28 protein-coding genes and 1 riboswitch are annotated in these 25050 nt (G+C 59.6%); of the genes, 19 read left to right on the top strand and 9 right to left on the bottom strand.

Features of this window, described 5'->3' with window-relative positions; translation table 11 throughout:
• The first annotated feature begins 116 nt into the window (after positions 1-116).
• Positions 117-545: an FKBP-type peptidyl-prolyl cis-trans isomerase gene (locus tag ACR0D8_RS10855; protein ID WP_480646246.1), complete on the top strand. Its 429-nt coding sequence runs from the start codon at positions 117-119 to the stop codon at positions 543-545.
• A 24-nt stretch (positions 546-569) separates the two neighbouring features.
• Here ACR0D8_RS10855 and ACR0D8_RS10850 read toward each other — a convergent pair whose 3' ends face one another.
• From ACR0D8_RS10850 to fabA, 4 genes are read right to left on the bottom strand one after another with little or no spacing between them, the layout of a single operon-like run.
• Positions 570-761, bottom strand: a complete 192-nt coding sequence (locus tag ACR0D8_RS10850) for a hypothetical protein (protein ID WP_480646244.1) — start codon at positions 759-761, stop codon at positions 570-572.
• 59 nt (positions 762-820) lie between these two features.
• Complete coding sequence (locus ACR0D8_RS10845) at positions 821-1612, bottom strand: enoyl-ACP reductase FabI (protein ID WP_480646242.1); 792 nt, start codon at positions 1610-1612, stop codon at positions 821-823.
• Between the two features lie 5 nt (positions 1613-1617).
• Positions 1618-2847: a beta-ketoacyl-ACP synthase I gene (gene fabB, locus ACR0D8_RS10840; protein ID WP_480646240.1), complete on the bottom strand. Its 1230-nt coding sequence runs from the start codon at positions 2845-2847 to the stop codon at positions 1618-1620.
• Between the two features lie 31 nt (positions 2848-2878).
• Positions 2879-3388: a bifunctional 3-hydroxydecanoyl-ACP dehydratase/trans-2-decenoyl-ACP isomerase gene (gene fabA, locus ACR0D8_RS10835; RefSeq protein ID WP_475162773.1), complete on the bottom strand. Its 510-nt coding sequence runs from the start codon at positions 3386-3388 to the stop codon at positions 2879-2881.
• Between the two features lie 188 nt (positions 3389-3576).
• Between fabA and irrA the strand changes: the two genes are divergently transcribed.
• Complete coding sequence (gene irrA / locus ACR0D8_RS10830) at positions 3577-3993, top strand: iron response transcriptional regulator IrrA (RefSeq protein WP_475162770.1); 417 nt, start codon at positions 3577-3579, stop codon at positions 3991-3993.
• Between the two features lie 2 nt (positions 3994-3995).
• Here the strand turns inward: irrA and ACR0D8_RS10825 are convergent, their stop codons facing one another.
• A complete protein-coding gene (locus tag ACR0D8_RS10825; protein WP_480646238.1) occupies positions 3996-4886 on the bottom strand; it encodes a LysR family transcriptional regulator in 891 nt (296 codons plus the stop codon).
• Between the two features lie 86 nt (positions 4887-4972).
• Here ACR0D8_RS10825 and ACR0D8_RS10820 point away from each other — a divergent pair, with 86 nt between their 5' ends.
• Positions 4973-5770 (top strand): phytanoyl-CoA dioxygenase family protein, encoded by a 798-nt coding sequence (locus tag ACR0D8_RS10820; protein ID WP_480646236.1) that lies wholly within the window; start codon positions 4973-4975, stop codon positions 5768-5770.
• 11 nt (positions 5771-5781) lie between these two features.
• Here ACR0D8_RS10820 and ACR0D8_RS10815 read toward each other — a convergent pair whose 3' ends face one another.
• The gene (locus tag ACR0D8_RS10815) at positions 5782-6645 is read right to left on the bottom strand and encodes a hypothetical protein (RefSeq protein ID WP_480646234.1); all 864 of its coding nucleotides are present in this window, start codon (positions 6643-6645) and stop codon (positions 5782-5784) included.
• A 120-nt stretch (positions 6646-6765) separates the two neighbouring features.
• Here ACR0D8_RS10815 and miaB point away from each other — a divergent pair, with 120 nt between their 5' ends.
• From miaB to trmB, 8 genes are all read left to right on the top strand, one after another.
• On the top strand, positions 6766-8085 hold the full coding sequence (gene miaB, locus ACR0D8_RS10810; RefSeq protein WP_480646232.1) for a tRNA (N6-isopentenyl adenosine(37)-C2)-methylthiotransferase MiaB: 1320 nt from the start codon (positions 6766-6768) through the stop codon (positions 8083-8085).
• Positions 8086-8264: 179 nt separating this feature from the next.
• The gene (locus ACR0D8_RS10805; RefSeq protein WP_480646230.1) at positions 8265-9029 is read left to right on the top strand and encodes an outer membrane protein; all 765 of its coding nucleotides are present in this window, start codon (positions 8265-8267) and stop codon (positions 9027-9029) included.
• Between the two features lie 164 nt (positions 9030-9193).
• Positions 9194-10216 (top strand): PhoH family protein, encoded by a 1023-nt coding sequence (locus ACR0D8_RS10800; protein WP_475162756.1) that lies wholly within the window; start codon positions 9194-9196, stop codon positions 10214-10216.
• A 38-nt stretch (positions 10217-10254) separates the two neighbouring features.
• Positions 10255-10749, top strand: coding sequence for an rRNA maturation RNase YbeY (ybeY, locus tag ACR0D8_RS10795; RefSeq protein WP_480646227.1), 495 nt, complete (start codon positions 10255-10257; stop codon positions 10747-10749).
• 36 nt (positions 10750-10785) lie between these two features.
• A complete protein-coding gene (locus ACR0D8_RS10790; RefSeq protein WP_475162748.1) occupies positions 10786-11673 on the top strand; it encodes a hemolysin family protein in 888 nt (295 codons plus the stop codon).
• Positions 11670-13166 (top strand): apolipoprotein N-acyltransferase, encoded by a 1497-nt coding sequence (gene lnt / locus ACR0D8_RS10785; protein WP_480646225.1) that lies wholly within the window; start codon positions 11670-11672, stop codon positions 13164-13166. Before ACR0D8_RS10790 ends, lnt begins: the two co-directional genes overlap by 4 nt.
• Before the next feature lie 42 nt (positions 13167-13208).
• Positions 13209-13257: riboswitch (SAM-SAH riboswitch) on the top strand.
• A 5-nt stretch (positions 13258-13262) separates the two neighbouring features.
• Entirely contained in the window at positions 13263-14444 is a 1182-nt protein-coding gene (gene metK, locus ACR0D8_RS10780; RefSeq protein ID WP_480646223.1) for a methionine adenosyltransferase, read from the top strand.
• A 93-nt stretch (positions 14445-14537) separates the two neighbouring features.
• Positions 14538-15248 (top strand): tRNA (guanine(46)-N(7))-methyltransferase TrmB, encoded by a 711-nt coding sequence (gene trmB / locus ACR0D8_RS10775; protein WP_480646221.1) that lies wholly within the window; start codon positions 14538-14540, stop codon positions 15246-15248.
• Here trmB and ACR0D8_RS10770 read toward each other — a convergent pair.
• Complete coding sequence (locus ACR0D8_RS10770) at positions 15245-16051, bottom strand: hypothetical protein (RefSeq protein ID WP_480646219.1); 807 nt, start codon at positions 16049-16051, stop codon at positions 15245-15247. The genes trmB and ACR0D8_RS10770 overlap by 4 nt on opposite strands.
• Positions 16052-16246: 195 nt before the next feature.
• Here ACR0D8_RS10770 and aroA point away from each other — a divergent pair, with 195 nt between their 5' ends.
• On the top strand, positions 16247-17593 hold the full coding sequence (gene aroA / locus ACR0D8_RS10765; RefSeq protein WP_480646217.1) for a 3-phosphoshikimate 1-carboxyvinyltransferase: 1347 nt from the start codon (positions 16247-16249) through the stop codon (positions 17591-17593).
• Positions 17590-18207, top strand: a complete 618-nt coding sequence (locus tag ACR0D8_RS10760) for a (d)CMP kinase (RefSeq protein WP_480646215.1) — start codon at positions 17590-17592, stop codon at positions 18205-18207. Before aroA ends, ACR0D8_RS10760 begins: the two co-directional genes overlap by 4 nt.
• A gap of 17 nt (positions 18208-18224) precedes the next feature.
• On the opposite strand, the gene ACR0D8_RS10755 is transcribed toward ACR0D8_RS10760, so the two are convergent.
• Positions 18225-18704 carry a YHS domain-containing (seleno)protein gene (locus ACR0D8_RS10755; protein ID WP_480646213.1) on the bottom strand — a complete coding sequence of 160 codons (480 nt, stop codon included), beginning with the start codon at positions 18702-18704 and terminating at the stop codon, positions 18225-18227.
• 218 nt (positions 18705-18922) lie between these two features.
• Between ACR0D8_RS10755 and ACR0D8_RS10750 the strand changes: the two genes are divergently transcribed.
• Entirely contained in the window at positions 18923-19438 is a 516-nt protein-coding gene (locus ACR0D8_RS10750) for a hypothetical protein (protein ID WP_475162733.1), read from the top strand.
• A gap of 15 nt (positions 19439-19453) precedes the next feature.
• On the opposite strand, the gene ACR0D8_RS10745 is transcribed toward ACR0D8_RS10750, so the two are convergent.
• The gene (locus ACR0D8_RS10745) at positions 19454-19861 is read right to left on the bottom strand and encodes a hypothetical protein (RefSeq protein ID WP_480646212.1); all 408 of its coding nucleotides are present in this window, start codon (positions 19859-19861) and stop codon (positions 19454-19456) included.
• Positions 19862-20213: 352 nt separating this feature from the next.
• On the opposite strand from ACR0D8_RS10745, the gene rpsA reads away from it, so the two are divergent.
• The 5 genes from rpsA to trpB all read left to right on the top strand — a co-directional run bounded on the left by rpsA (position 20214) and on the right by trpB (position 24785).
• Positions 20214-21890: a 30S ribosomal protein S1 gene (gene rpsA / locus ACR0D8_RS10740; protein WP_475162729.1), complete on the top strand. Its 1677-nt coding sequence runs from the start codon at positions 20214-20216 to the stop codon at positions 21888-21890.
• A gap of 272 nt (positions 21891-22162) precedes the next feature.
• Positions 22163-22447: an integration host factor subunit beta gene (gene ihfB / locus ACR0D8_RS10735; protein WP_037310872.1), complete on the top strand. Its 285-nt coding sequence runs from the start codon at positions 22163-22165 to the stop codon at positions 22445-22447.
• 6 nt (positions 22448-22453) lie between these two features.
• Positions 22454-22804, top strand: a complete 351-nt coding sequence (locus ACR0D8_RS10730) for a lipopolysaccharide assembly protein LapA domain-containing protein (protein ID WP_480646410.1) — start codon at positions 22454-22456, stop codon at positions 22802-22804.
• Between the two features lie 9 nt (positions 22805-22813).
• Positions 22814-23458: a phosphoribosylanthranilate isomerase gene (locus ACR0D8_RS10725; RefSeq protein WP_480646210.1), complete on the top strand. Its 645-nt coding sequence runs from the start codon at positions 22814-22816 to the stop codon at positions 23456-23458.
• Between the two features lie 79 nt (positions 23459-23537).
• Positions 23538-24785: a tryptophan synthase subunit beta gene (gene trpB, locus ACR0D8_RS10720; protein WP_480646208.1), complete on the top strand. Its 1248-nt coding sequence runs from the start codon at positions 23538-23540 to the stop codon at positions 24783-24785.
• The last annotated feature ends 265 nt before the right edge of the window (positions 24786-25050 follow it).

Raw genomic sequence — 25050 nt, 5'->3', positions numbered from 1 at the left:
CCTCGGTTGCGCGCAGGTTGGCACAAGAGTTGAGAGGGCAAAAGAGGCAAGGGTTTACAATACCGTGTCACACCCTAGGCTTGGCCGCTCAACCCCTTTGAGGCCGGAGGCCACGCATGACCGCAATAAAACAAGGCGACACAGTTCGCATCCATTACACCGGAACGCTGTTGGACGGAAAAGTGTTCGACAGCTCCGAGGGACGCGATCCGCTGGAATTCGTGGTCGGGTCGGGCCAGATCATTCCCGGGCTGGATTCGGCCATTCCCGGCCTTGCCGTTGGTGAGAAAAAGCGTGTCGAGATTGCCTGTGTTGACGCCTATGGCCCGATCAACCCGGCAATGCGTCAGGATATCCCCCGCGAAGGCATTCCGGATGACATCCCTTTGGAACCCGGCACTCAGCTGCAAATGCAAACCCCGGACGGGCAGGCTTTGCCGGTGATCGTTGTCGAGGCGAATGACGCGACAGTGACACTGGACGCAAACCACCCATTGGCGGGGCAGGATCTGATTTTCGAGATTGAGGTCGTCTCGGTCAACTGACGGCCCTGAAATCAGGGTGCCGGGTCAGCCCGTTATCAGGCTGGCCCAGGATTCGAAGGCCGTGCGGACCTCGGGCTGTGTGAAAAACACAAACAGAATCAGCAAGGTGGTCAGGGTCAGCAACGCGATTCGGCCGCGCTGGCCCAGAAATCCGGGCTTGCGCCGGGATCGGGAACCGCGCGCGGCGGTAGCGAGAATTTGGTCTGCTTTGCTCATGCCGCTATCCCTGCCAGCGAAAGATGGTCAAATCTGGGCGCGGGCAGGGAAAGATCGGGTCACATGAAATCGGGCTGTGGCATTCCGAGAACATGGAACCCGCCGTCCACTCGGATGATCTCGCCCGAGGTGCAGGCCCCGGCATCCGATGTCAGGTAAACCGCGGTCCCGCCGACCGCTTCCAGCGTCGCATTGGAACGCATGGGGGCGTTCTGATCGCAGAATTTATACGTCTTGCGCGCGCCACCGATGGCCGCGCCGGCCAGCGTTTTCATCGGGCCGGGTGAGATGGCGTTCACGCGGATACCTTCGGGGCCAAGATCGTTGGCCAGGTAACGCGTTGCCGATTCCAGCGCGGCCTTTGCTACGCCCATCACGTTGTAGTTCGGCACAACCCGGTTTGAACCCTGATAGGTCAGCGTCAGCAGACTGCCGCCATTGTCTTTCATCAGAGGGTAGGCGCGGCGGGCGACCTCGATAAAGGAATAGGCGGATACGTCCATCGAGTGTTTGAAGTTCGCGCGGGTTGTGTTCAGGAACCGACCGGTCAGTTCCGACTTGTCCGAATAGGCAATCGCGTGAACCACGAAATCGATCGTTGGCCAGCGGGCGCCCAGCTCCTCGAACGCGCGGTCCAGCGAGGCGTCGTCGGTGACATCCGCATCGACCATGAAATCGCTGCCAAGGCTTTGGGCCAGCGGTTCCAGCCGCTTGCCAAACGCCTCGCCCTGATAGGTGAATGCCAATTCGGCACCGGCCTCATGCATGGCCTTGGCAATACCCCACGCTATCGAGCGGTCATTGGCCACGCCCATAATCAGGCCGCGTTTGCCCTTTAGAAGATCCGACATCATGTTCACCCGTTATACTTTGACAGAACCATGGACCCGTTTGTGCCACCAAAGCCGAAGCTGTTGGTCATGACACTGTCCAAGCCTGCATTTTCAACTACTTGAGTAGCAATTTCACCGGGCAGGATGCCTTCGGCAAGTGTGTCGACATTGATCGACGGCGTAATGAAATCATGGTGCAACATCAGCAGGCAGAAAATCGCTTCAAGCGCACCGGCCGCGCCTTGCGCGTGACCCGTCATCGATTTGGTTGACGAGATCGGAGGCACGCTGCCTTCACCGAATATGCGGCGCACCGCTTCGACCTCGCCGACATCTCCGACCGGGGTCGAGGTGCCGTGGGCGTTGATGTAATCCACCTTGCGCCCCTCGGGCAGCGTCGCCAGAGCCAGGCGCATCGCGCGCTCGCCGCCTTCACCGGACGGGGCCACCATGTCGTGACCGTCCGAGGTGGCCGCAAAGCCGGTGACCTCCGCATAAATCTTGGCGCCACGGGCCAGGGCATGGTCCAGGTCTTCAAGCACAACGATGCCGCCGCCGCCCGAAATCACGAACCCGTCGCGGTCCTGATCGAATGCGCGCGAGGCTTTTTCCGGCGTGTCATTGTATTTCGAGGACATCGCACCCATCGCGTCGAACAGGCAGGACAGGGTCCAGTCGAGTTCTTCACCGCCACCCGCGAACATGACATCCTGCTTGCCCATCATGATCTGTTCCGCCGCGTTACCGATGCAGTGCAGCGAGGTCGAGCAGGCCGAGGTAATCGAGTAGTTGATGCCTTTGATCTTGAAAGCGGTCGCAAGATTGGCGGAAATCGTCGAGCACATGCATTTCGGCACCGCGAAAGGCCCGATCCGCTTGGTCGCGCCGTTCTTCAGGACAGTCTGATGCGCGGTCAGCATCGCGCTGGTGGATGGCCCACCAGAGCCTGCGACCAGCCCGGTGCGCGGATTCACGACCTGATCTTCGGTCAGACCGGCATCGGCAATTGCCTGGCTCATGGCGATATGGGCGTAAGCCGCGCCGGGACCCATAAAGCGCAGGGTGCGCTTGTCCACATGCTCGGCCACGTCGATCTTGAGCGACCCCGCAATCTGGCTGCGAAAGCCATGTTCGACCATCTGGTCATTGGCCTCGATTCCGGACTTGCCGGCTTTGAGAGAGGCCAGAACCTCTTCGGCATTGTTCCCGATGGAGGAGACGACCCCCAAACCGGTGACAACTACTCGACGCATGTGCGTGCTCCTTATTTCGGGCCGGTCAGGCTCAGGCTTCGGACAGAACGACTTTCATGTCCTTAACGTCGTAAATCAATTCACCGTCGGCTTCGACGATACCATCCGCCACACCCATCGTCAGTCGGCGGGTCTGGATCGCCTTCTTAAAGTCGATTTTGTAAGTCAGCATCTTGCGGTCCGGGCGCACCATTCCGGTCAGCTTGACCTCGCCAACGCCCACGGCCATGCCGCGCCCCTGCCAGCCGCGCCAGCCCAGGTTGAACCCGGTTAGTTGCCACAGCCCGTCCAGCCCCAGACAGCCCGGCATGATCGGGTTGCCGGGGAAGTGGCAGTCAAAGAACCACAGGTCCGGAACAATATCGAATTCCGCCAGCACGTGACCCTTGCCGTGCGCGCCGCCATCAGCCGAAATGTCGGTGATCCGGTCCATCATCAGCATCGGCGGGGCGGGCAACTGCGCGTTTCCGGGGCCGAATAATTCGCCACGGGCGCATTTCAGCAGATCGTCCTTGTCAAAGCTGCTCGGGAATTGGGCCATTCTGCCGCCTCTCCTGCCAGGGGTCCGTTCGTTATATCTGGCCTCACCTAGCACCCGTATGCAAGGTCCTGCAAGAGCACTGGCCCACATCATGTTGTGTTCAGACCATTCTTTGCGAATGAATTTCATTTGAAATTACCTGACCAGCGCACTTATATATAGCTCAGCAACAAACAGGTTTCGGATTCATGACGCCTCAGAGCCAGAACATAGCCACGAATTGGTTGGTGGACGCCGGATTGCGTCCGACGCGCCAGCGGGTGGCGCTTGCCGAGTTGTTGGTGGGTGATGGCCGTCATCGCCACGTAACGGCCGAAAGCCTGTTCGAGGCCGCAAAAAAGAATGGTGATGCGGTGTCGCTGGCGACGGTCTACAACACGCTGCGCGCCTTCTGCGACGCCGGTGTCTTGCAGGAAATCACCGTGGACGGGTCGAAAAGCTATTTCGACACCAACACCCACGATCATCCCCATTTCTTCTGGGAAGATGAGGGCCGGCTTAGCGATGCGCCCTCTGATGAGTTGGTGATACAACGCCTGCCCAAAGCGCCCGAAGGCGTCGAAATCGCGTCGGTCGACGTGGTGATCCGCCTGCGGAAGAAATAGTCCTACGTCATCGATCGGATCAAAACACGTTCTGCCGCCACCGTTTGCGGATCGGCGGGTCCCGTGCCGTGTCGCGCCAGGATCACCGGTTCGGCCGCGAACGGATCAGAGACGGGCAGGCTGATCAGCGGCATTCCGTCATAGCTGAATTCGGCAGGCGTACTGGCATAACTGATTGCGACGCCTTCGTGATTTGCGGCCAGGCTGCGCTGAATTTCCAGCGATGCCGCGCGATGTGCGACGGTCGGTTCTTCGCCGATCTGCCGAAACAGCCCCAGAATATGCTGCGCCGAAAGCCCCTCGGTCGAAAGGATCAGCGGATGGGCGGCCAGATCGCGCAGCGATACACGCTCCTGCATGGCCAGAGAGTGGAATGGCGGCATTAGTGCCTTGGGCGTATTCGTGAACAGCCTGTGGCGGGTAAAGGCCGCATCCATGCTCAGAGCATAGGTCAGCGCAAGATCGATGCGCCCTTCGATCAGGTCGGTGATCAGGCCCTGAAACCCGGCCACCCTGTAGGACACGGCGACATCCGGCAGGGCCTCCTGCAGTTCTCGCAAGGCCCGCGCAAGCAGGAACGGAGCCAGATCTTCAAAACACCCGAGCCGCAGCCGCGCAGAGCCTGCGCTGGGCGCGGACGCATTCTCAAGCCTTGCAGCACTGGCCAGTAACGCCTCGGCATCTTCGATGAACCTGCGGCCCTGCGGTGTCAGCGACAAGGCTGCGCCACGTTTGCGGGCAAACAGGGAATGGCCCAGTTTCTCTTCTACCCGCGTGAGCGCGTTTGACAGCGCCGGTTGCGAGACGTTCAGATTCTGTGCCGCGGCGGACAGGCTGCCGTGGTGCCCGATGGCGCAGACATATTCGTATTGGCGCAGGGAAATATATAACATGAAGTTAAGTCTATATTTGAAAGATATGATTTGAACAGACGTCCTTTCCATGTGCAGATGATCCAATCGCAGGAACGGAGACGGAAATGACGCACTCGCTGGTCACGCAAGAGATGATCGACACCTATCAGGAAGATGGCGTTGTCCTGATCAGAAGGCTGTTCGCCGACCATGTCGAGACCCTGCGCGAAGGCGTCGCCGCGAACATGGCGGAGCCGGGTCCTTATGCCTCGGAAAACAAAAAGCAGGGCGAGACCGGGTTATTCTTTGACGATTACTGCAACTGGTCGCGTATCGATCAGTTCCGTCAGGTGATCGAGACCTCTCCGGTGGCTGAGGTCGCGGCGGATCTGATGCAGTCGCAGACCGTGCAGATGTTTCATGATCATGTTCTGGTCAAGGAACCGGGGACCTCGATGGCGACCCCATGGCACCAGGACGGGCCTTATTATTTTGTCGAAGGGCAGCAGACGATCAGCTTCTGGTCACCCCTCGACCCGGTGAAACAGGCGACGCTGCGTTGCGTGGCCGGATCGCATCGCTGGGACAAAGAGGTCCTGCCGACGCGCTGGGTCTCGGAAGAGGGATTTTTCCCCGATAAGGGTCAGTACATCCCTGTGCCGGACCCTGACGCCGATGGCATGACAATCGTGGAGTTCGAAATGGAGCCGGGCGATGCGGTGGCATTCAATTACCGAACCCTTCATGGTGCGCGCGGCAACCATTCCGACAGCCGCCGCCGGGCGTTTTCGCTGCGTCTGGTCGGGGATGATGCGCGCTATGTAAACCGGCCGGGCCGGACCTCACCGCCGTTTCCGGGGCATGACATGACACCCGGCCAGCGACTGCGCGAGGATTGGTTTCCGGTACTGCTGCGACGGTAAATCGAGGCGCGTCAGAACCACTGGCCCGATTCGATCAGCCCGAGGTCAAGCAACTGCCGCGACGTCCATTCGAACGGAACCGAATTTCGCCAGAGAAAGGTTGGAATGTCGAACGTCGACCCGGCGTTGCTTTTCAGGGCCTTGGCGGCGCGGAACGAACAGATGCCTGCGGTCACGTTGTGATGCCATGGGCAGGAATACGTGTTGTATTCCGGTTCATTGAGCGTGTGATCCGGCAGTAATTGCAGACCCTTGCGGGATCTGAACAAAGCGATCCGGTCGATCCGGCGACGCTCGTACGGGATATGATCCTCGAACCGCCAGCGCAGACCGCCGGACATATCCAGCTGCCGCTCCAGCGGGTGACCTTCGGTGTCGTGGCGGGTATGGGCGTAATAGCCTGTGCTGTCCAGCATCGCGCGATCCGGGGCAACGCCGTTGGGAAAGACGTCCAGATCGTCGGCATAGAGGTCAACAACATGGCTGAGCATCGCGTCCCGACGCTCCTCCGTGTGGAAGGCCAGCAGTTCACCGATGGTCCGGGTTTCGCAGAACGGGAAGAACAGGAACTCGGCATTGTAGCAATAATACATCCACAGGCCGGGCGCGGCCTGTATAACCTTGTTGATTGCGTCGAACACGACCGTGCGTGGTGCGCAGGTCAGTGTGACCCGATGAATTCTGTCCGTCAGGTCGGAATCCAGTTCGAAATCCTGCGGCATGAAGGCGACCAGAGCGGCAAAGCCAAGGTTCAGATGATGGCGGATGGTGCTGTCGACCTCGACGTCATCTTCGGCGAAGACCAGGGCCACCGGACCTCTGGCAAGGGCAGGAACGCCAGAAGAGAGAAATTCATTGAGAGAGTCGTATTGCATGGCCTGTCTGGTTCCACTTTGCTGGAATCTTCGGTCAAAATCGGGTAATCGCCTCGCCATTGCAAGCGGCGTTCGTTGGGTATAGAGGACGCCGATCCCGCGAACGCAAAGGCACCATCCATGTCGGAACCCAAAAAGCTGTACATCAAGACCTATGGTTGTCAGATGAATGTCTATGACAGCGAGCGGATGGCCGAAACGCTGGGTGGTCAGGGCTATGTCGAAACCCAAAGTGCTGACGATGCAGATATGATTCTGCTGAACACCTGCCATATTCGGGAAAAAGCGGCCGAAAAGGTGTATTCCGAACTTGGCCGGTTCAAGGGTCTGAAGGCTGAAAAGCCGGATCTCAAGATTGGTGTCGCCGGGTGTGTTGCACAGGCCGAAGGCGAGGAAATCATGCGTCGCCAGCCATTGGTCGATCTGGTGGTGGGACCGCAAAGCTATCACCGCCTGCCCGAGATGGAGGCAAAGACACGCGAAGGCGCCAAGGCGCTGGATACGGATTTCCCCGAAGAGGATAAGTTCGAGAAACTCAAGAACCGCCCCAAGGCCAAGCGCGGCCCGACGGCATTTCTGACCGTACAGGAAGGCTGTGACAAATTCTGTGCGTTCTGCGTGGTGCCCTATACCCGCGGGGCCGAAGTCAGCCGTCCTGCCGATCGCATACTGCGCGAGGCGCGTGATCTGGTCGAGCGTGGCGTGCGAGAGATCACTCTGCTGGGTCAGAACGTGAATGCCTATCACGGGGCCGGCCCGAACGGTGACATGACGCTGGCCGGACTGATCTGGGAGCTCAACAAGGTCGACGGGCTGGAGCGCATCCGCTTTACCACGTCGCACCCGAATGACATGGGCGAGGACCTGATTGAGGCGCACGGAACCTGCGACAAGCTGATGCCTTACCTGCATCTGCCGGTGCAGTCCGGTTCCGACAGAATTCTCAAGCGCATGAACCGCAGCCACACGGCGGAAAGCTACCTGCGACTGATCGAACGGATCCGGGCGGCGCGTCCGGATATCATGATGTCCGGAGACTTCATTGTTGGCTTCCCCGAAGAGTCCGAAGCCGATTTTCAGGCCACGCTGGATCTGGTGGAAGAGGTCAGATACGGCTATGCCTATTCGTTCAAATATTCGACCCGGCCCGGAACACCCGCAGCCGAGAGGTCTCAGGTTGATCCCGAGGCGGCGGATGACCGCCTACAACGTCTGCAAGCGCTGATCACCCGACATCAGCGCGAAATTCAGGACGCCATGGTTGGCCGCAAGGTGCGCGTTCTGTTTGAAAAAACCGGCCGTCTGCCCGGCCAAATGGTTGGAAAATCTGAGTATCTGCACTCGGTTCACGTATCCGATGCCGACGTCGCAATTGGCGAGCTGAAGGATGTTCTGATCACCGGATCGGGCGCGAATTCACTGGCGGGCGCGCTGGTCTGATCCGGCATTCATGTGCTGTTTGGATACCATAGTTGGTGTTTGTTTCCAAAATTAACCCTTGATTTATTACTTGGAACTATGTTCCGAGAAAGACCAGATTTTTTCGGGGACAGGTTTTCATTCCCGAAATCCAGATCTGTGCTGATCCGGCTGTCGGGTCGGGACGATGGAGGGTGCGAGTGAAAATCCTTAAACGGTACTTTGGATCAACCTTGAAATTTGCCTTGTCCGTTGTGACGGCAACGTCGGTTCTTTCAACCGCGACGGCGGCCGGCAATCTGGATCAGGGCGTTTCAGACCCTCCCGTCGCCAGCCCGAAACGCTTTGGCAGCGATGTAAGCGCGTTTTATCTGGGATTGTCCGGCGGATACGCAACCGGCGGTACCGACAGGTTTGGCCTCAGAACCTCTACGGGCCTCTTTGAAATCGGCGAACTGGATCTGAACGGTTCCTACGGCGGCATCCGGGGTGGCTGGCGCGGTGTTCTTCCGGCCATGGGCGGGCGCAGCTATGTCTACGGGTTCGAGCTCGGGTATGATTTCGGATCGCTTGACGATGATGCTTCGACCCAGATTGGCAGTGTCACCGTCAATGGCGGATCGGAAATCTCGGACGTGCTGTCGCTGCGGTTCCGCAACGGGCTGACCAACAAGCGCGGCACGGTTCTATATTTCGTTTCGGTTGGATATGTACGTGGCGACATCACGACGACAAGCAGCCTGTCCAGCGGGTCGACGGTTCAGCCGTTTGAAGACAGTGATCAACGGGCGGGCTTTTCGGCAAGTATCGGGGCGGAACACAGCCTGAGTGAGAACTGGTCGATCACGGGTGAGTATGAATATGCGCAATTCGACTCGAAGGACGTTGTGTTCGACAACGGGTTTTCGACCAAATCGACGCCACGCTATCGCGGCCTGCGATTTGGCCTGAACTACAAATTCTGACAAGAAACACAGGCAAGGTTCCGTGCCGGAACGGGATTTTTCACCGGTCCGCTTTCGGGGGCTGGCGGTTTTGCCATCCGTCGCGGAAATTTTGAAACTGTGGCTTGCGCCCAACAAGAATTGTTGTCTACGCTCGGGATGAAACGCCAAGACAGGAGAACGGATTGGCCATCGGTGCCCTGACCCCACCGCAAGATGAAATGCCCCAGCGCGAGGCGTTTGTAGAATTCCCTGACAACCGGTTGTTGATTGATCTTTGCGGTGAATATGACCGCAACCTGACCGATATCGAACACAAGCTGTCCGTTCAGATCGTGCGCCGCGGCAACCAGCTGGTGGTGATGGGGGATGAAGACGCCCAGAAACAGGCGATCGAGGTGCTTCAAGCGCTTTACACCCGTCTGGAAGGTGGCCGCGACGTTGAAGCAGCAGATGTGGATCGTGAGCTGCGCATGGGCGGTTCCGAGAAAGGAACCGGCAGCCGTGACGGCGACCAGCTTGAGATGTTCAAGGGCGGCACGGTCGAAATCAAGACCCGCAAAAAGTTGGTTGAACCGCGCACTGATGCGCAGAAGGCGTATGTTCAATCGCTGTTCAACAATGAATTGGCCTTCGGGATCGGGCCGGCGGGCACCGGTAAAACCTATCTGGCCGTGGCCGTCGGGGTGTCGATGTTTATCGGCGGGCATGTGGACCGGATCATTCTCAGCCGCCCCGCCGTCGAAGCGGGTGAAAAACTGGGCTACCTGCCAGGCGACATGAAGGACAAGGTCGATCCCTATATGCAGCCGCTATATGACGCGCTGAACGATTTTCTGCCCGGCAAACAGCTGGCCAAGCTGATCGAAGAGAAACGAATCGAAATCGCGCCGCTGGCGTTTATGCGGGGGCGCACGCTGGCAAACGCCTTTGTCGTTTTGGATGAGGCGCAGAATGCCACCACCATGCAGATGAAGATGTTCCTGACCCGTCTGGGCGAGGGCAGCCGCATGGTCATCACCGGCGACCGCTCGCAGGTCGATCTGCCGCGCGGCGTGCAGTCGGGCCTTGCAGATGCGGAACGGCTGTTGAAAACGATCCCGAATATCAGTTTCAACTATTTCACATCGAAGGATGTCGTGCGTCACCCGCTTGTCGCCGCCATCATCGAAGCGTATGAGGCCGACTCGGGCCGTGAGACGGGATAACGACAGGGTTCCGATACCGGAACTTTGGACATGTTGGCATGAAACTTGAAATAACGATCGAAGAGCCGCGCTGGCAGGGGCTGGAGCCTTTGGCCGAGCGTGCGGTCCGCGCTGTGCTGGCGCATTGCGGTCTGGACCTTGATCTGTGCGAGATCAGCCTGCTGGCCTGTGATGATGCCCGGATCGCTGAACTGAATGCCGAGTTTCGCGAAAAGCCTGCGCCCACAAATGTTCTCAGCTGGCCTGCCGAAGACCTGGCGGCTGAGGTTGCGGGCCAGCCCCCGGCATTGCCCGAGCCGGACTTTACCGGCGAATTCGCATTGGGTGACATCGCGATCTCGTACGAGACATGTGCACGGGAAGCGGCCGAGGCAGGCAAACCCATGGACGATCATGTGACGCATCTGATCGTTCACGGAGTGTTGCATTTGCTGGGATATGATCACATTCGTGACCCCGACGCCACTTTGATGGAGAGCGTCGAAGTCGATATACTTGGCAAATTGGGTATTGATGACCCATATAGTGGTTAGCACGGGCCTTTGAGGCCAGTTATTTGGAACAGGATTATGGGCGAATCAGACGGCAGTTCTATGGCGGCGCATGGCGCGCAACCAAAGGACAGCGGTGAACACGGTAAAGAGAAGGCCGGCTTTTTTTCTCGGCTGATGGACGCATTCTCGTCGCATGACGATGAGGAGGTCGGCGCGGCAAACGGGCATGAAGTCGACATGGCGCAACCACGGGGCATGATCAATCTCAGACGGATGCGGGTCGAGGACGTGGCCATTCCCACGGCCGAGATCGTGTCTGTGCCCTCGACCATCACAAAGGATGAGCTGGCGCAGGTGTTTCGGGACAGCGGCCTTTCCCGAATACCGGTCTATGAGGGGACGCTTGATACGCCTTTGGGGTTCGTGCACCTCAAGGATTTTGCGCTGACCCATGGGTTCAACGGAAAGTCATCAGAGTTTGATCTGGTATCGATGCTACGCACGTTGCTGTTCGTGCCGCCGTCGATGCCGATCGGCGTTCTGCTGACCAAGATGCAGACCGAGCGTCGCCATATGGCGCTGGTGATCGACGAATATGGCGGCGTTGATGGCTTGCTGACGATCGAGGACCTGATCGAACAGGTTGTCGGGGAAATCGCAGATGAGCATGACGCCGATGAAAGCCAGCTTTGGGTTCAGGAAAAGCCCGGCTGCTACGTCGTTCAGGCGCGCATTCCGCTGGAAGAGTTCGAGGCAGAGATCGGGCGCTCGCTGACCAGCCACGAGGATGTCGACGAAGAAGAGATCGACACGCTGGGCGGACTGGTATTCATGTTATCCGGCCGCGTTCCCGCGCGGGGCGAGGTTGTATTGCATCCTGAAGGCCCGGAATTTGAGGTGATGGATGCCGATCCGCGCCGGATCAAACGGCTGCGTGTGATGCTACCGGATCTCGTTGCATGAACCCTGCTCAGGGTTGGCCCTTGTGGCTGAAATTAGTGCTGGCGGCGCTGCTGGGTGCACTGGCGGCGTTTGGTCTGGCACCCTACGGCATTTGGGCCGCCTCGCTGGTGGCTTTGGTGCTGCTGTCGCCGCTGTTTCTGTCAACTGAAACACGGGGTCAGGCGGCCTGGCTGGGCTGGGCTTTTGCAACCGGGTATTTCGCCCACGCTCTGAGCTGGATTATCGAGCCGTTTCTGGTCGATGCGGAACGGCACGCCTGGATGGCGCCGTTTGCGTTAATCTTTATGGCAGGCGGGCTGGCGCTGTTCTGGGCGCTGGCGTTCTGGGTCGCCCGGCGACCGGCCGGTCGCGCGGTGCCGCAGGCCGTGTTTCTGTCGTTGGCGATTGCGCTGGCGGAATTTGCACGGGGATATGTTCTGACGGGATTTCCCTGGGCCGGACTGGCACAGGTTTGGGTGGACAGCCCGGTTGCCCAACTGCTGTCCCTGTTCGGACCGTATGGTCTGGCGGCGCTGACGCTTTTGGCAACCCTGCCCTTAGGGGCCGCACTGGCGCAGCGGCGCGGGTGGGCTCTGCCACTCGGGATGACTGCGGGGTTCGTCGGTCTGGCGCTGGGCTATGCGGCCACGCGTCCGGCCGTTTCCGAGACGGACCACGTTGTTCGCTTGATCCAGCCCAACGCGCCGCAGCACCAGAAATGGCACCCGGACTATGCCCCGTTGTTCTTTGCCCGCCAGATCGAGTTCACCGCCGCGCCACCCAGGCCCGACCTGATCGTGTGGCCCGAAACCTCGGTTCCTGCGTGGCTGGGCAGTGCGCAGCCGTATCTGGACGTGGTGGCGGAAGCTGCACAGGGCACGCCTGTTATCCTTGGCATTCAACGTGGCGACGGGCCGCGCATCTTCAACTCGATGATCTATCTGAACGAAGAGGGCCGGCAACAGGGGCTGTACGACAAGCACCACCTGGCTCCATTCGGCGAATATGTCCCCTTTGGTGAGGCTATGGCGCGGTTTGGCATCTACGGGATGGCAGCGACCACGGGCAACGGGTTCAGCGCGGGACCAGGCGCAGCCCTGATGGATGCGGGCAAGTTGGGCAAGGCGCTGCCGCTGATCTGTTATGAGGCCGTGTTTACGCAGGATGTGCTGTCGGCCCCGGAACGGGCGGATTTCCTGCTGCAAATCACCAATGATGCGTGGTTCGGCACCCGGTCGGGCCCGTATCAGCATCTGGCGCAGGCCCGGATGCGCGCGATCGAGCAGGGGCTGCCGATGATGCGTTCGGCCAATACCGGGGTGTCGGCCATGATCGACCCGTTGGGGCGCGTCACAAAGAAACTGGCCTTGGGGCAGGCCGGGTTCATCGACGCGAAACTACCGGCCCCACTGGACCCGACCTTCTACGCGCGGATTGGTGATTTGCCGGTCTTTGCCGTGCTTCTGACCCTGTTTGCGCTGCTTTGGCGCAACGCCCGGCAACGACGTGTTTAATTACCGATTGACCCCGTCTAACTGCGCGCGTATCCCCTCGGATGCCTGTCACAACGGCTTCCTGGCGTGATGGGGAAATCTTAATGGAGCACATTCATGTCCCGACAGAACTACATTTTCACTTCGGAGTCCGTTTCCGAAGGGCACCCGGATAAGGTTTGCGACCGGATTTCCGATGCCGTCCTTGACGCCTTTCTGAACGAAGAACCCGAAGCACGCGTGGCCTGCGAAACATTTGCAACAACCAACCGTGTTGTGATTGGTGGAGAGGTGGGTCTGTCGGATCAGGACAAACTGCATGATTACATGGGCCGTATCGACGAGATCGCGCGCGCCTGTATCAAGGACATCGGGTACGAGCAGGACAAGTTCCACCACGAAACGGTCGAGGTGACGAACTTGCTGCACGAGCAATCCGCCCATATTGCGCAGGGTGTGGATGCCGCGGACAACAAGGACGAAGGGGCCGGCGATCAGGGCATCATGTTCGGCTACGCGACCACCGAAACGCCCACTCTGATGCCGGCACCGATCCAGTATTCACATGCGATCCTGCGCCGTCTGGCCGAAGTGCGCAAAGACGGAACCGAGCCCGCGCTTGGCCCGGATGCGAAATCTCAGCTCTCGGTGATCTATCAGGACGGCAAGCCCGTCGGTGTCAGCTCGATCGTGCTGTCGACCCAGCATCTGGACGAGGCGCTGACCTCGGATGACATCCGCGACATTGTCGAGCCTTATATTCGTGAGACGCTGCCTGATGGTTGGCTGTCCGCCAATACCGAATGGCATGTGAACCCCACCGGCAAATTCGTCATCGGCGGCCCGGACGGAGATGCGGGCCTGACCGGGCGAAAGATCATCGTGGACACCTATGGCGGCGCGGCACCGCATGGCGGCGGCGCCTTCTCGGGCAAAGACCCGACCAAAGTTGACCGTTCGGCGGCTTATGCGGCGCGCTATCTGGCAAAAAACGTGGTTGCCTCGGGCATGGCAGAACGCTGCACCATTCAGCTGAGTTATGCGATTGGCGTTTCCAAACCGCTGTCGATCTATGCCGATACCTATGGCACCGGTCAGGTTGCGGACGCGGCGATTGAAAAAGCCGTTGGCCAGGTGATGGATCTGACACCGCGCGGCATCCGTCAGCATCTGGAGCTGAACAAGCCAATCTATCAGCGCACGGCGGCATATGGCCATTTCGGCCGCCAGCCAGAGGCCGATGGCGGGTTCAGCTGGGAACGCACCGATCTGGCCGACGCGCTGAAAGCGGCGGTCTGATCTGAACGAAAACCGGGCGCGCCGAAACCGGCGCGCTTTTTCGATCCTGCGCCGGGGTTGCAACGTTGCACCCTGCGCAGTATGGGCACCGCCATGAGCACCCAGACACCACAACGCCCCCGCAGAAACTTCTATGGCCGCTTCAAGGGCAAAGTCCTGAAGCAGAGTCAAAAGACGTATCTGAACGAAGACCTCGACGCGCTGTCACCCGGAGCGGTTGACTGGGACACCAACCCCGAACGTCACCCGCTGGATTTGCAGGCGCTGTTCGGCGGCAAGGACGTCTGGCTTGAGGTCGGTTTTGGCGGCGGCGAGCATCTTGTGCATCAGGCCGCCAGCAACCCCGATATCGGCATCATCGGGGCCGAACCCTATATCAATGGTGTGGCCATGCTGCTGGGCAAGATCCGCAAGGCCGGGGTGGAAAACCTGGCCGTGCATCCCGGGGACGCACGCGACCTGTTTGACGTGCTGCCCAGAGCCAGCATCTCGCGCGCGTTTCTGCTGTATCCCGACCCCTGGCCGAAGACGCGGCACCACCGCCGCCGGTTCGTGACGCCCGAGCATCTGGAACCGCTGGCCCGTGTCCTGAAACCGGGGGCGATATTCCGCGTTGCAACCGACATCCCCGATTATGTCCGCCAGACTCTTGAAGAAGTTCCCCGCGCCGGATTCGAATGGTTGGCCGAGCGCCCGGCAGACTGGCGCGAGCCGTGGGATGACTGGATGTCAACTCGTTACGAACAAAAAGCCCTGCGCGAAGGGCGGACCCCTCATTATCTGACGTTCCGGCGCCTTGGCTAACTGTCGTTCAACGAGGGGAACATGCGCCCCTTGGCAAACCAGGCAATTCCAAAGGCCCACAGCGCGATTGCTTCGAAAAAGAATGTCAGGTTCAGGCTGTTCCACCAGTCAAGGAAACCCGGTCCGCCGATCTTGCTTTTGAGAAACAGCAAGGCAACGCAGGCCAGAATGACCAGACCGCAGATGCTGTATAGTTGGTTGCGCTGGCGCTTGCTTTCGATCAGTACGCCGTTTTTTTCATGCCGTTCCGGAACCACCCGCCGCAGGACAATCAGGCAGTAGAGGCCGAGATAGATGAACAGAATGCCCGCGGCCACCATGTGCCAGTTGCTGGCGGTGCTGAACAGGTTGAAGAACCCCTGATGCGGGGCCTCGGCCACGGTGATCGGGTCGCCATTGGTCACTTGGACAAAGACGCGGGAAAGAAACGTGGCGGGGTTTTCACATCCGGTACCCAATGTCGGGACGGAAGCCACGGTGAAGGCTCCGACACCGGCGACGCTGCTGAGCGAGTCTTCGAAAAAGGTCTCACCGGTATAGGCAATCAGAAACCCGCCCACGAAACACAGCAGGCCAACAAAGACCGCCCCCAGGAACTGCGCATAGTAGAAATGGCTGATGCTGTCGCGAAAGCAGCTTCCTCCGAACACTGCGCCGGCTGCCAGTATGACCGGCAGACCGAAGGCGACCAGACCCACAAGAAATGCCAGTCTTTGTTCGATCTTGCTTTCGGAGCGAAACGGATCCTTGGGGTGAAAAAGCTCTCGGGGCCCTTGGGCCATCAGGGACCAGACATCCGTCATGACGTGTTCCTTCGAATTTTGTTCTTGGACTGAAATATTCAAAACTATTGGCACCATCATACCGCAGCATTGAAGTTGCGCACAGAATAACCCGATAGTTTTTCCAAAGCGGCATGTTGCCGACCCTTTGCCGCTGGACCAACCGGCGCCAATTCGCTAATCGGCTTGAGCACTGATAGCGCAAAAGGAGCCCCCATGTCCGGACACGGCACGCCCATCCCGATGACCTCGCATCCCTGCGGCCCGCTGACCGGCACGGCCGAGGTGCCTGGCGACAAGTCGATCTCGCACCGGTCGCTGATCCTGGGCGCGATGGCAGTGGGTGAGACAAGGATCTCGGGCCTGCTGGAGGGCGAAGACGTTCTGGATACCGCCAAGGCCATGCGCGCCTTTGGGGCCGAGGTCACCGATCACGGCAACGGCGAATGGACCGTGCATGGCGTTGGCGTCGGCGGGTTTGCCGAGCCGGATCAGGTGATTGACTGCGGAAACTCCGGGACCGGCGTGCGGCTGATCATGGGCGCGATGGCGACTTCTCCGATTTTGGCGACGTTTACAGGTGACGCCAGCCTGAACAAACGCCCGATGGCGCGGGTCACCGATCCGCTGGCGCTGTTCGGTACGCAATCGGTCGGCCGTTCGGGCGGGCGCTTGCCGATGACCATCGTCGGCGCTGCTGAACCAGTGTCGGTGCGCTACGAGGTGCCGGTTCCTTCGGCACAGGTGAAATCCGCTGTGCTTCTGGCCGGTCTCAATGCCCCCGGCAAGACCGTGGTGATCGAGAAAGAAGCAACTCGCGACCACTCGGAACGGATGCTGGCCGGGTTCGGTGCGGAGATCACGGTTGAGGATACGGATGAGGGCCGGGTGATCACCCTGACCGGTCGTCCCGAACTGAAACCGCAGGTCATCGCCGTACCACGCGATCCGTCCAGCGCGGCTTTCCCGGTCTGTGCCGCGTTGATCACGCCCGGTTCGGATGTGCTGGTGCCGGGTATCGGCCTGAACCCGACGCGTGCGGGGCTGTTCACCACGCTGCGCGAGATGGGCGCGGATCTGACGTATGAAAACGAACGCGAAGAGGGTGGAGAGCCGGTTGCTGACCTGCGCGCGAAATACTCGCCCAACATGAAGGGGATCAATGTCCCGCCCGAGCGCGCCGCCTCGATGATCGACGAATACCCGGTTTTGTCCGTGGTCGCGGCAAACGCCACCGGCACCACGATGATGGGCGGCGTGAAGGAATTGCGCGTCAAGGAAAGCGACCGGATCGACGCCATGGCGCGCGGGCTGCGCGCCAACGGCGTGGCGGTCGAAGAGGGCGAAGAATGGTGGTCGGTCGAGGGGCTGGGCATCGGCAATGTCCCCGGTGGCGGCACCTGCGAAAGCTTTCTGGATCACCGCATTGCGATGTCGTTCATGGTGATGGGCATGGGCGCGAAATCTCCTGTCGCGGTGGACGACGGCGGCCCGATCGCGACATCCTTCCCGATCTTTGAACCGCTGATGGCGGGGCTGGGTGCCCGGGTCGAGCGTACATGAGTTTTACGGTTGCCATCGACGGTCCTGCGGCCGCAGGCAAGGGTACGATCTCGAAAGCGGTCGCGGCGCATTTCGGATTTGCGCATCTGGACACCGGGCTTTTGTATCGCGCCGTTGGCCGGCGCACGCTGGACGGGATGCAGCCTGTGCAGGCGGCACAGGCACTGACGGCCGAGGAGTTGGAGCAGGGCGACCTGCGAACGGCTGAGATTGCGCAAGCGGCGTCCAAGGTCGCGGTGATCCCCGAGGTGCGCGCGGCGCTGGTGGATTTCCAGCGCGCCTTTGCCCGCCGTGCGGCAGGTGCCGTGCTGGACGGGCGCGATATCGGTACGGTGATTTGCCCGGACGCAGAGGTGAAACTGTTTGTCACGGCCAGCGCCGAGGTTCGGGCCGAGCGCCGGTTTCTTGAACTGACGGGCAAAGGTGCTGACGTGACGCGCGAACAGGTTCTGGCCGATGTGCGTGAGCGTGACGAACGGGATGCCGCGCGCAGTACCGCGCCCATGATACCTGCGGATGATGCGGTGTTGCTGGATACGTCGGAGTTGAGCATCGCAGCAGCCCTAGCGCGGGCGATTGAGGTTATCGAACAGAAGGCACCCGCGGCGCCATAGCGCCGCGGGACTAGAGATTACAGTTCGCCAATGGCGATGGTCTTGATTTTTGCCCACTGATCGTCGGCCGTTTGCGACGTGGCCGCCACGTCCTTCAAGAACGCGGCGCGGGTTTCGGCATTCAGGAACAGATACAGTTTGCCGTCGGAAACCAGATACTGATCCGGGTCGCCGTCAAACTTTTTGCCCACCGACACCCCGAACGAGCAGAACCCGCCATGTTGCGGCAGATAAGCTGCGGGATTGGCCTCGAACGCCTCGCGGTTTGTTGCACTGGTGAAGTAATAGGACGCGCCGTCGTAAGTGGCGGAATGTGTGGCAAACCCTTCGACCGGGTTGCCGTCATTGACCAGCGCAACCAGATCGACGCCATGCGCCGCCAGCGGAGCACCCGCCGCTGAAATGCCGTTCGAGACATTGATCTCGTCCGCGGCAAATGCCGGGGCCGCGATCAGGGGCAGGGTCGCGATCAGGGTGGTCAGGACCAGGGATTTCATTGTTAATTCCTTCCATGTTCAGGTTCGGGTTGGCCGGACTGCCAACCGCTGAAACAAAGTTAGGGGCCAGTGTCTGAACGAGCTATCGCAGGAAGGCCGGTAAACCTTGCAGATCGTTCAAAGATGCGGAGGTGCAGGAGGTAGTCCTCACCAAGCTTTGTTTGGTCAGGGGACAGAAGGGTTCCTATTGTGAACCCGTACCGTGCAGGAGTGATGCCATGATCCGACTAGCCCTGATACTGATATTTCTGGCCGGAGGGCTGGCCGCCCAGGAATCCGAGCCGCCGATGAACTATGAACGTCTGGGCAAGATCCTCTTTGCCCTTGATCCCGACGCGCAGCCAAGCGGCCCGGGCTTTCAACTGACAGTTTCGGATGTTCGGGTCCTGATCATCACGGATTCCAGCGCCGACCGGATGCGCGCCATGGTCCCGATCCGCAGCGCCGAGGGCCTGACCGACGAAGACATGCAACGGATGATGCAGGCCAATTTCGACACCACATTGGATGCGCGCTATGCGATTGCCAACGGGACGGTATGGGCTGCGTTCATTCATCCGCTTTCGCCGTTGAAAAAGGATCAGCTGATCTCGGGGCTGGCTCAAACGGTTAACATCGCCAAGACCTATGGCTCGCTCTACTCCAGCGGCGGTCAGCAATTCGACGGTGGTGACAGTGGCAATCTTCAGCGCGAGCTGATCGAGGAACTGTTGAAAAAGGGCGAGGAAATCTAGCGGGCAGCACGACTGTCAGGACGGGACAGCGACCGGCGTTCGATCACCCAGCAAGTACCGGACGACGTCCACATAGTCGAACGCCAGCGAGATCGCGATGATCAAAAGGATAACCCGGATAATCCACCTGGGTGCCGTCAATATCTCCGGGCGCGCCTGTTGTTTCCAAAGATAGAAGGCCAGCGGGGTCCAGAAAACGATATGCCCAAGGCCCATGAGGCGCACGTAGCCGAGTTGGCTGAAGATCAGCATCACACCTGCCCCTGCCAAAACACTGCTTGCAACGGTCGCAACGGCGACCAGGCGGGTTTGCCGCCAGATCAGCAACGCGATCGGCAACAGGAACGCGCCGAACCCAAGGATATTCAACCAGATCTGAAGCCATTGAGGCTGCTGCGCGACAATGAGATTGAAGTCTTCCATGGCCAAATCGCTCCGGTTCGCTATTGGATTTTAACAGAAGTGCCGTGTCACCCGTACGGGCGCAACATGTCCGGCGCAGGATCAAGCCAACGTGAAGCGGGCAGGATCGGCGGCATTGGGTGTAAAAACTGCTTTCGACTTGCGGGGCAACGACCAACCCGTTATAGAGCACGCGTCTGAACAAGGGCGGTTAACGTCCGGATGACGTATCTGAGCAGGGCCGGGTCACCTCGGCCCTTTGTGTTTGTGTAATCGGATGCGCCCCGGGTCACGCAGTCAGACATCATGAAACAAGACCGGCGGAGACAACCGCTCGGCCAGCAAAAACGTATGTAAAGGAAAACAACGCCACATGGCTAACACATCCATGGAGGAATTCGAAGCCCTCCTGAATGAAAGCTTCGAAATGGACACGCCCGAAGAGGGTTCTGTTGTCAAAGGCAAGGTTCTGGCGATCGAAGCCGGCCAAGCCATCATCGACGTAGGCTACAAAATGGAAGGCCGCGTTGATCTGAAAGAATTCGCAAATCCCGGCGAAGCCCCTGAAATCGCTGTAGGCGACGAGGTCGAAGTTTACCTGCGCGCCGCAGAAAACGCCCGTGGCGAAGCCGTCATCTCGCGCGAGATGGCCCGCCGTGAAGAGGCATGGGACCGTCTGGAAAAAGCATATGCCGACGACCAGCGCGTCGAAGGTGCAATCTTTGGCCGCGTCAAAGGTGGCTTCACCGTCGATCTGGGTGGCGCAGTTGCGTTCCTGCCCGGTTCGCAGGTTGACGTTCGCCCCGTGCGCGACGCTGGCCCGCTGATGGGTCTGAAGCAGCCGTTCCAGATCCTGAAAATGGACCGCCGCCGTGGCAACATCGTTGTCTCGCGCCGCGCAATCCTGGAAGAATCGCGTGCCGAACAGCGTGCCGAAGTCATCGGCAACCTGTCCGAAGGTCAGACCGTCGAGGGTGTCGTCAAGAACATCACCGAATACGGTGCATTCGTTGACCTGGGCGGCGTTGACGGCCTGCTGCACGTCACCGACATGGCATGGCGTCGTGTGAACCACCCGTCCGAGATCCTGACGATCGGCGAAACCATCAAGGTTCAGGTCATCAAGATCAACAAAGAGACCCACCGCATCAGCCTGGGCATGAAGCAGCTGCAGGAAGATCCGTGGGATCTGGTTGCTGCGAAATACCCGCTGGGCTCGGTTCATCAGGGTCGCGTCACCAACATCACCGACTACGGCGCGTTCGTCGAGCTGGAAGCCGGTGTCGAAGGTCTGGTGCACGTGTCCGAGATGTCCTGGACCAAGAAAAACGTCCACCCCGGCAAGATCGTTTCGACCAGCCAGGAAGTCGACGTCATGGTTCTGGAAATCGACGGCGCCAAGCGTCGCGTGTCTCTGGGCTTGAAACAGACTCAGCGCAACCCGTGGGAAGTGTTTGCAGAAACCCACCCCGAGGGCACGCAGGTCGAAGGCGAAGTCAAGAACATCACCGAATTCGGTCTGTTCATTGGCCTCGACGGCGACATCGACGGCATGGTTCACCTGTCGGACCTGTCGTGGGACGAGCGTGGCGAGGATGCGATCCAGAACTACCGCAAAGGCGACATGGTTTCGGCCGTTGTCTCGGAAGTTGACGTGGAAAAAGAGCGTATCTCGCTGTCGATCAAAGCCCTGGGCGGTGACAAGTTCGCCGAAGCCGTGGGCGGCGTGAAGCGTGGCTCGGTCATCACCGTTGAGGTCACCGCGATCGAAGATGGCGGCATCGAGGTCGAGTATGAAGGCATGAAATCCTTCATCCGCCGTTCGGACCTGAGCCGTGACCGTGCCGAACAGCGCCCCGAGCGTTTCTCGGTCGGTGACAAGGTCGACGTCCGCGTCACCAATGTCGACAGCAAGACCCGTCGTCTGGGCCTGTCGATCAAGGCACGCGAGATCGCCGAAGAGAAAGAAGCCGTCGAGCAGTACGGCTCGTCCGACTCGGGCGCATCGCTGGGCGATATCCTGGGTGCTGCGCTGAAATCGGGCGACTAAGTCCCGGGCTTCAGTTAAAGCCGGAATTACGGCCCCGCGCATCAGCGCGGGGCCGTTTTTGTTGCGAATCAATATGTTCCGATTTTTGGGGTTATTGCGGCACAGGCCTGCGCATTAGGCGCGGAAATTACGCCAACAAGCAAAAAATCGCGCGACTTTGCAGGAAAATGAAGGCTTCGCACACAGAGTTTACGTTCCCCCGAACCGAGTTTTTTTCTATACTGTTCAGAATAATAGACATGGTTAACCGGTCGCCTGGGAGGGTAACGCACATGATCCGTTCAGAACTGATTCAGAAAATTGCCGACGAGAACCCGCACCTTTATCAGCGTGACGTCGAACGGATCGTGAATACCGTGTTCGAAGAAGTAACGGATGCGATGGCCCGGGGAGACCGGGTTGAGCTGCGCGGATTTGGCGCCTTTTCGGTAAAACAGCGCGACGCCCGCGTCGGCCGCAATCCCAGAACCGGCGAGACCGTTCAGGTCGAAGAAAAATGCGTTCCGTTTTTCAAGACTGGCAAGTTGCTAAGGGATCGTTTGAACGGTAAAGCCTAAGCCATGATGCGCTACCTTCGATATGCTTTTCTGGCGATCCTCGGAATCGCCCTCATCTCCATCTCGCTTGCCAACCGCGAGTCGGTAGAGCTGAAGCTTATGCCCGACGCGATTGCCGAGCTGCTGGGCTTTAACTTCAACACGACATTGCCTCTGTTCCTTGTTGTGCTGGGCGGCGTGGTTGCGGGGCTGATCATCGGTTTTCTCTGGGAATGGCTGCGCGAGCACAAACACCGCCGCGACGCGACCGCCAAGAAAAGCGAAGTGCGCAAGCTTGAGCGCGAGGTCAAGAAGCTCAAGAAAAAGCAGAACGAAGGGCAGGACGAGGTTCTGGCTCTTCTGGATGAGGCCAGCTGAGGCGCGACAATGCCCCAAGATGTAAACGTAAAGATCTGCGGGCTTACCGCACCTGATCACGTGCGCGCGGCTGCCGATGCAGGCGCGCGCTATGTAGGCTTTGTCTTTTTTCCCAAATCGCCCAGACATCTTGAGGTTCCGGCCGCGACCGAACTGGCCCATCTGGTGCCGGTCGGAATTGCCAAGGTCGCCCTGACGGTGAATGCTACAGATGAAGAACTGGACCGGATCGTTTCGACCGTTCCACTGGACATGTTGCAGTTGCACGGAAAAGAAACCCCGGACCGTGTGGCCGAAATCCGCAGCCGGTTTGGGCTGCCGGTCATGAAGGCAATCGGCATTGCGGAACCCGAAGACCTTGCCGCGATCGACCAGTATTCCGAGGTGGCTGACCAGTTGCTGATCGACGCCAAGCCGCCACGCAGTTCGGAACTTCCGGGTGGAAACGGGCTGGCGTTTGACTGGCGGCTGCTGGCCGGGCGCAAATACTGGCGGCGGCCTTGGATGCTGGCGGGTGGGCTGACACCGGACAATGTGGCCGAGGCGGTGCGCATGACCGGCGCGCGGCAGGTCGATGTCTCATCAGGTGTGGAAAGCGCGCCCGGCATCAAGGATGCGGGGCTAATCAGGGCGTTTATTGAAGCGTCCAATTGATCGTCGGGCGAACACGTTTTGCCATGGCAAATTCTGCGCCTACCTCCTATGAACATCAGGTACGACGATGGAGACACCCATGGCCAACGATCTTTTCAATTCCTTCATGTCCGGCCCCGACGAACAGGGCCGTTTCGGCATTTTCGGTGGACGGTTCGTCAGCGAAACGCTGATGCCCCTGATCCTGTCGTTGGAAGAGGAATATGAGAAGGCCAAGGACGATCCGACCTTCTGGGCCGAGATGGATGATCTGTGGGCGAACTATGTGGGCCGCCCCTCGCCGCTCTACTATGCGGAGCGCCTGACCGAACATCTGGGAGGTGCGAAAATTTATCTGAAGCGCGATGAGCTGAACCATACCGGCGCGCACAAGATCAACAACGTTCTGGGCCAGATTATTCTGGCGCGTCGGATGGGCAAGACCCGGATCATCGCCGAAACCGGGGCGGGGCAGCATGGCGTAGCGACTGCCACCGTCTGTGCCAAGTTCGGCCTGAAATGTGTGGTCTATATGGGCGCGCATGACGTACAGCGTCAGGCCCCGAACGTGTTCCGTATGCGCCTGCTGGGGGCCGAGGTGATCCCGGTGACCAGCGGCAGAGGCACGCTGAAAGACGCGATGAACGACGCGCTGCGGGACTGGGTGACCAATGTGCGCGACACGTTCTACTGCATCGGAACCGTGGCCGGTCCGCACCCGTACCCTGCGATGGTCCGTGATTTCCAGTCGATCATCGGCAAGGAAGCCAAGGAGCAGATGCATAAGGCCGAGGGCCGTCTGCCCGACACGATCATCGCCGCCATCGGTGGTGGATCGAACGCGATGGGCCTGTTCTACCCGTTCCTCGACGATAAATCCGTGAACATCATCGGCGTCGAAGCTGGCGGGAAAGGTGTGAACGAGAAGATGGAGCATTGCGCCTCGCTGACCGGTGGTCGCCCGGGCGTGCTGCACGGCAACCGGACCTATCTGTTGCAGGATGACGACGGACAAATCCTCGAAGGGTATTCGATCTCCGCGGGTCTCGATTACCCCGGTATCGGCCCGGAACATTCGTGGCTGAACGACGTCGGTCGCGCGCAATATGTCTCGATCACCGACAAAGAGGCGCTTGAGGCGTTCCAGCTGTGTTGCGCGACCGAAGGCATCATCCCCGCGCTGGAACCCTGCCACGCGCTGGCCCATGTGATGAAAATCGCGCCGGAATTGCCCGAAGACCACCTGATCTGCATGAACATGTGCGGACGTGGCGACAAGGACGTGCAGACAGTGGCCAAGTATCTGAACTTCGACATGTCGGATACCGAAGGCCGTACCGCGGATTGACCAAGCGGTAAAATTTGAAACTTGTGACAAGAGCGGCGCGCCATTGACGGGTGCGCCGCTTTGTTTTTGGTGCGATACCTTTTCGAATGTTGCGCAACTGGGTAATTTTGTTGCGCACTCGCCACAGGTGCGTTTTAGGGGCGCAAAAATTTATTGAGCGAATCCAGTGCCTTCGCCTAAACCCGCCGCTACCGGTCACAACGGGCCGGACCCTAGCGGGCAGAGGTGATCACTCTCCCGGTGCGGACGGCGCTGCCGAAACCGT

It is taken from the genome of Ruegeria sp. BG10 (assembly GCF_056538575.1).
The sequence above is the reverse complement of the archived record's forward strand: the minus strand, read 5'-3'. Positions and strand labels throughout refer to the sequence as shown.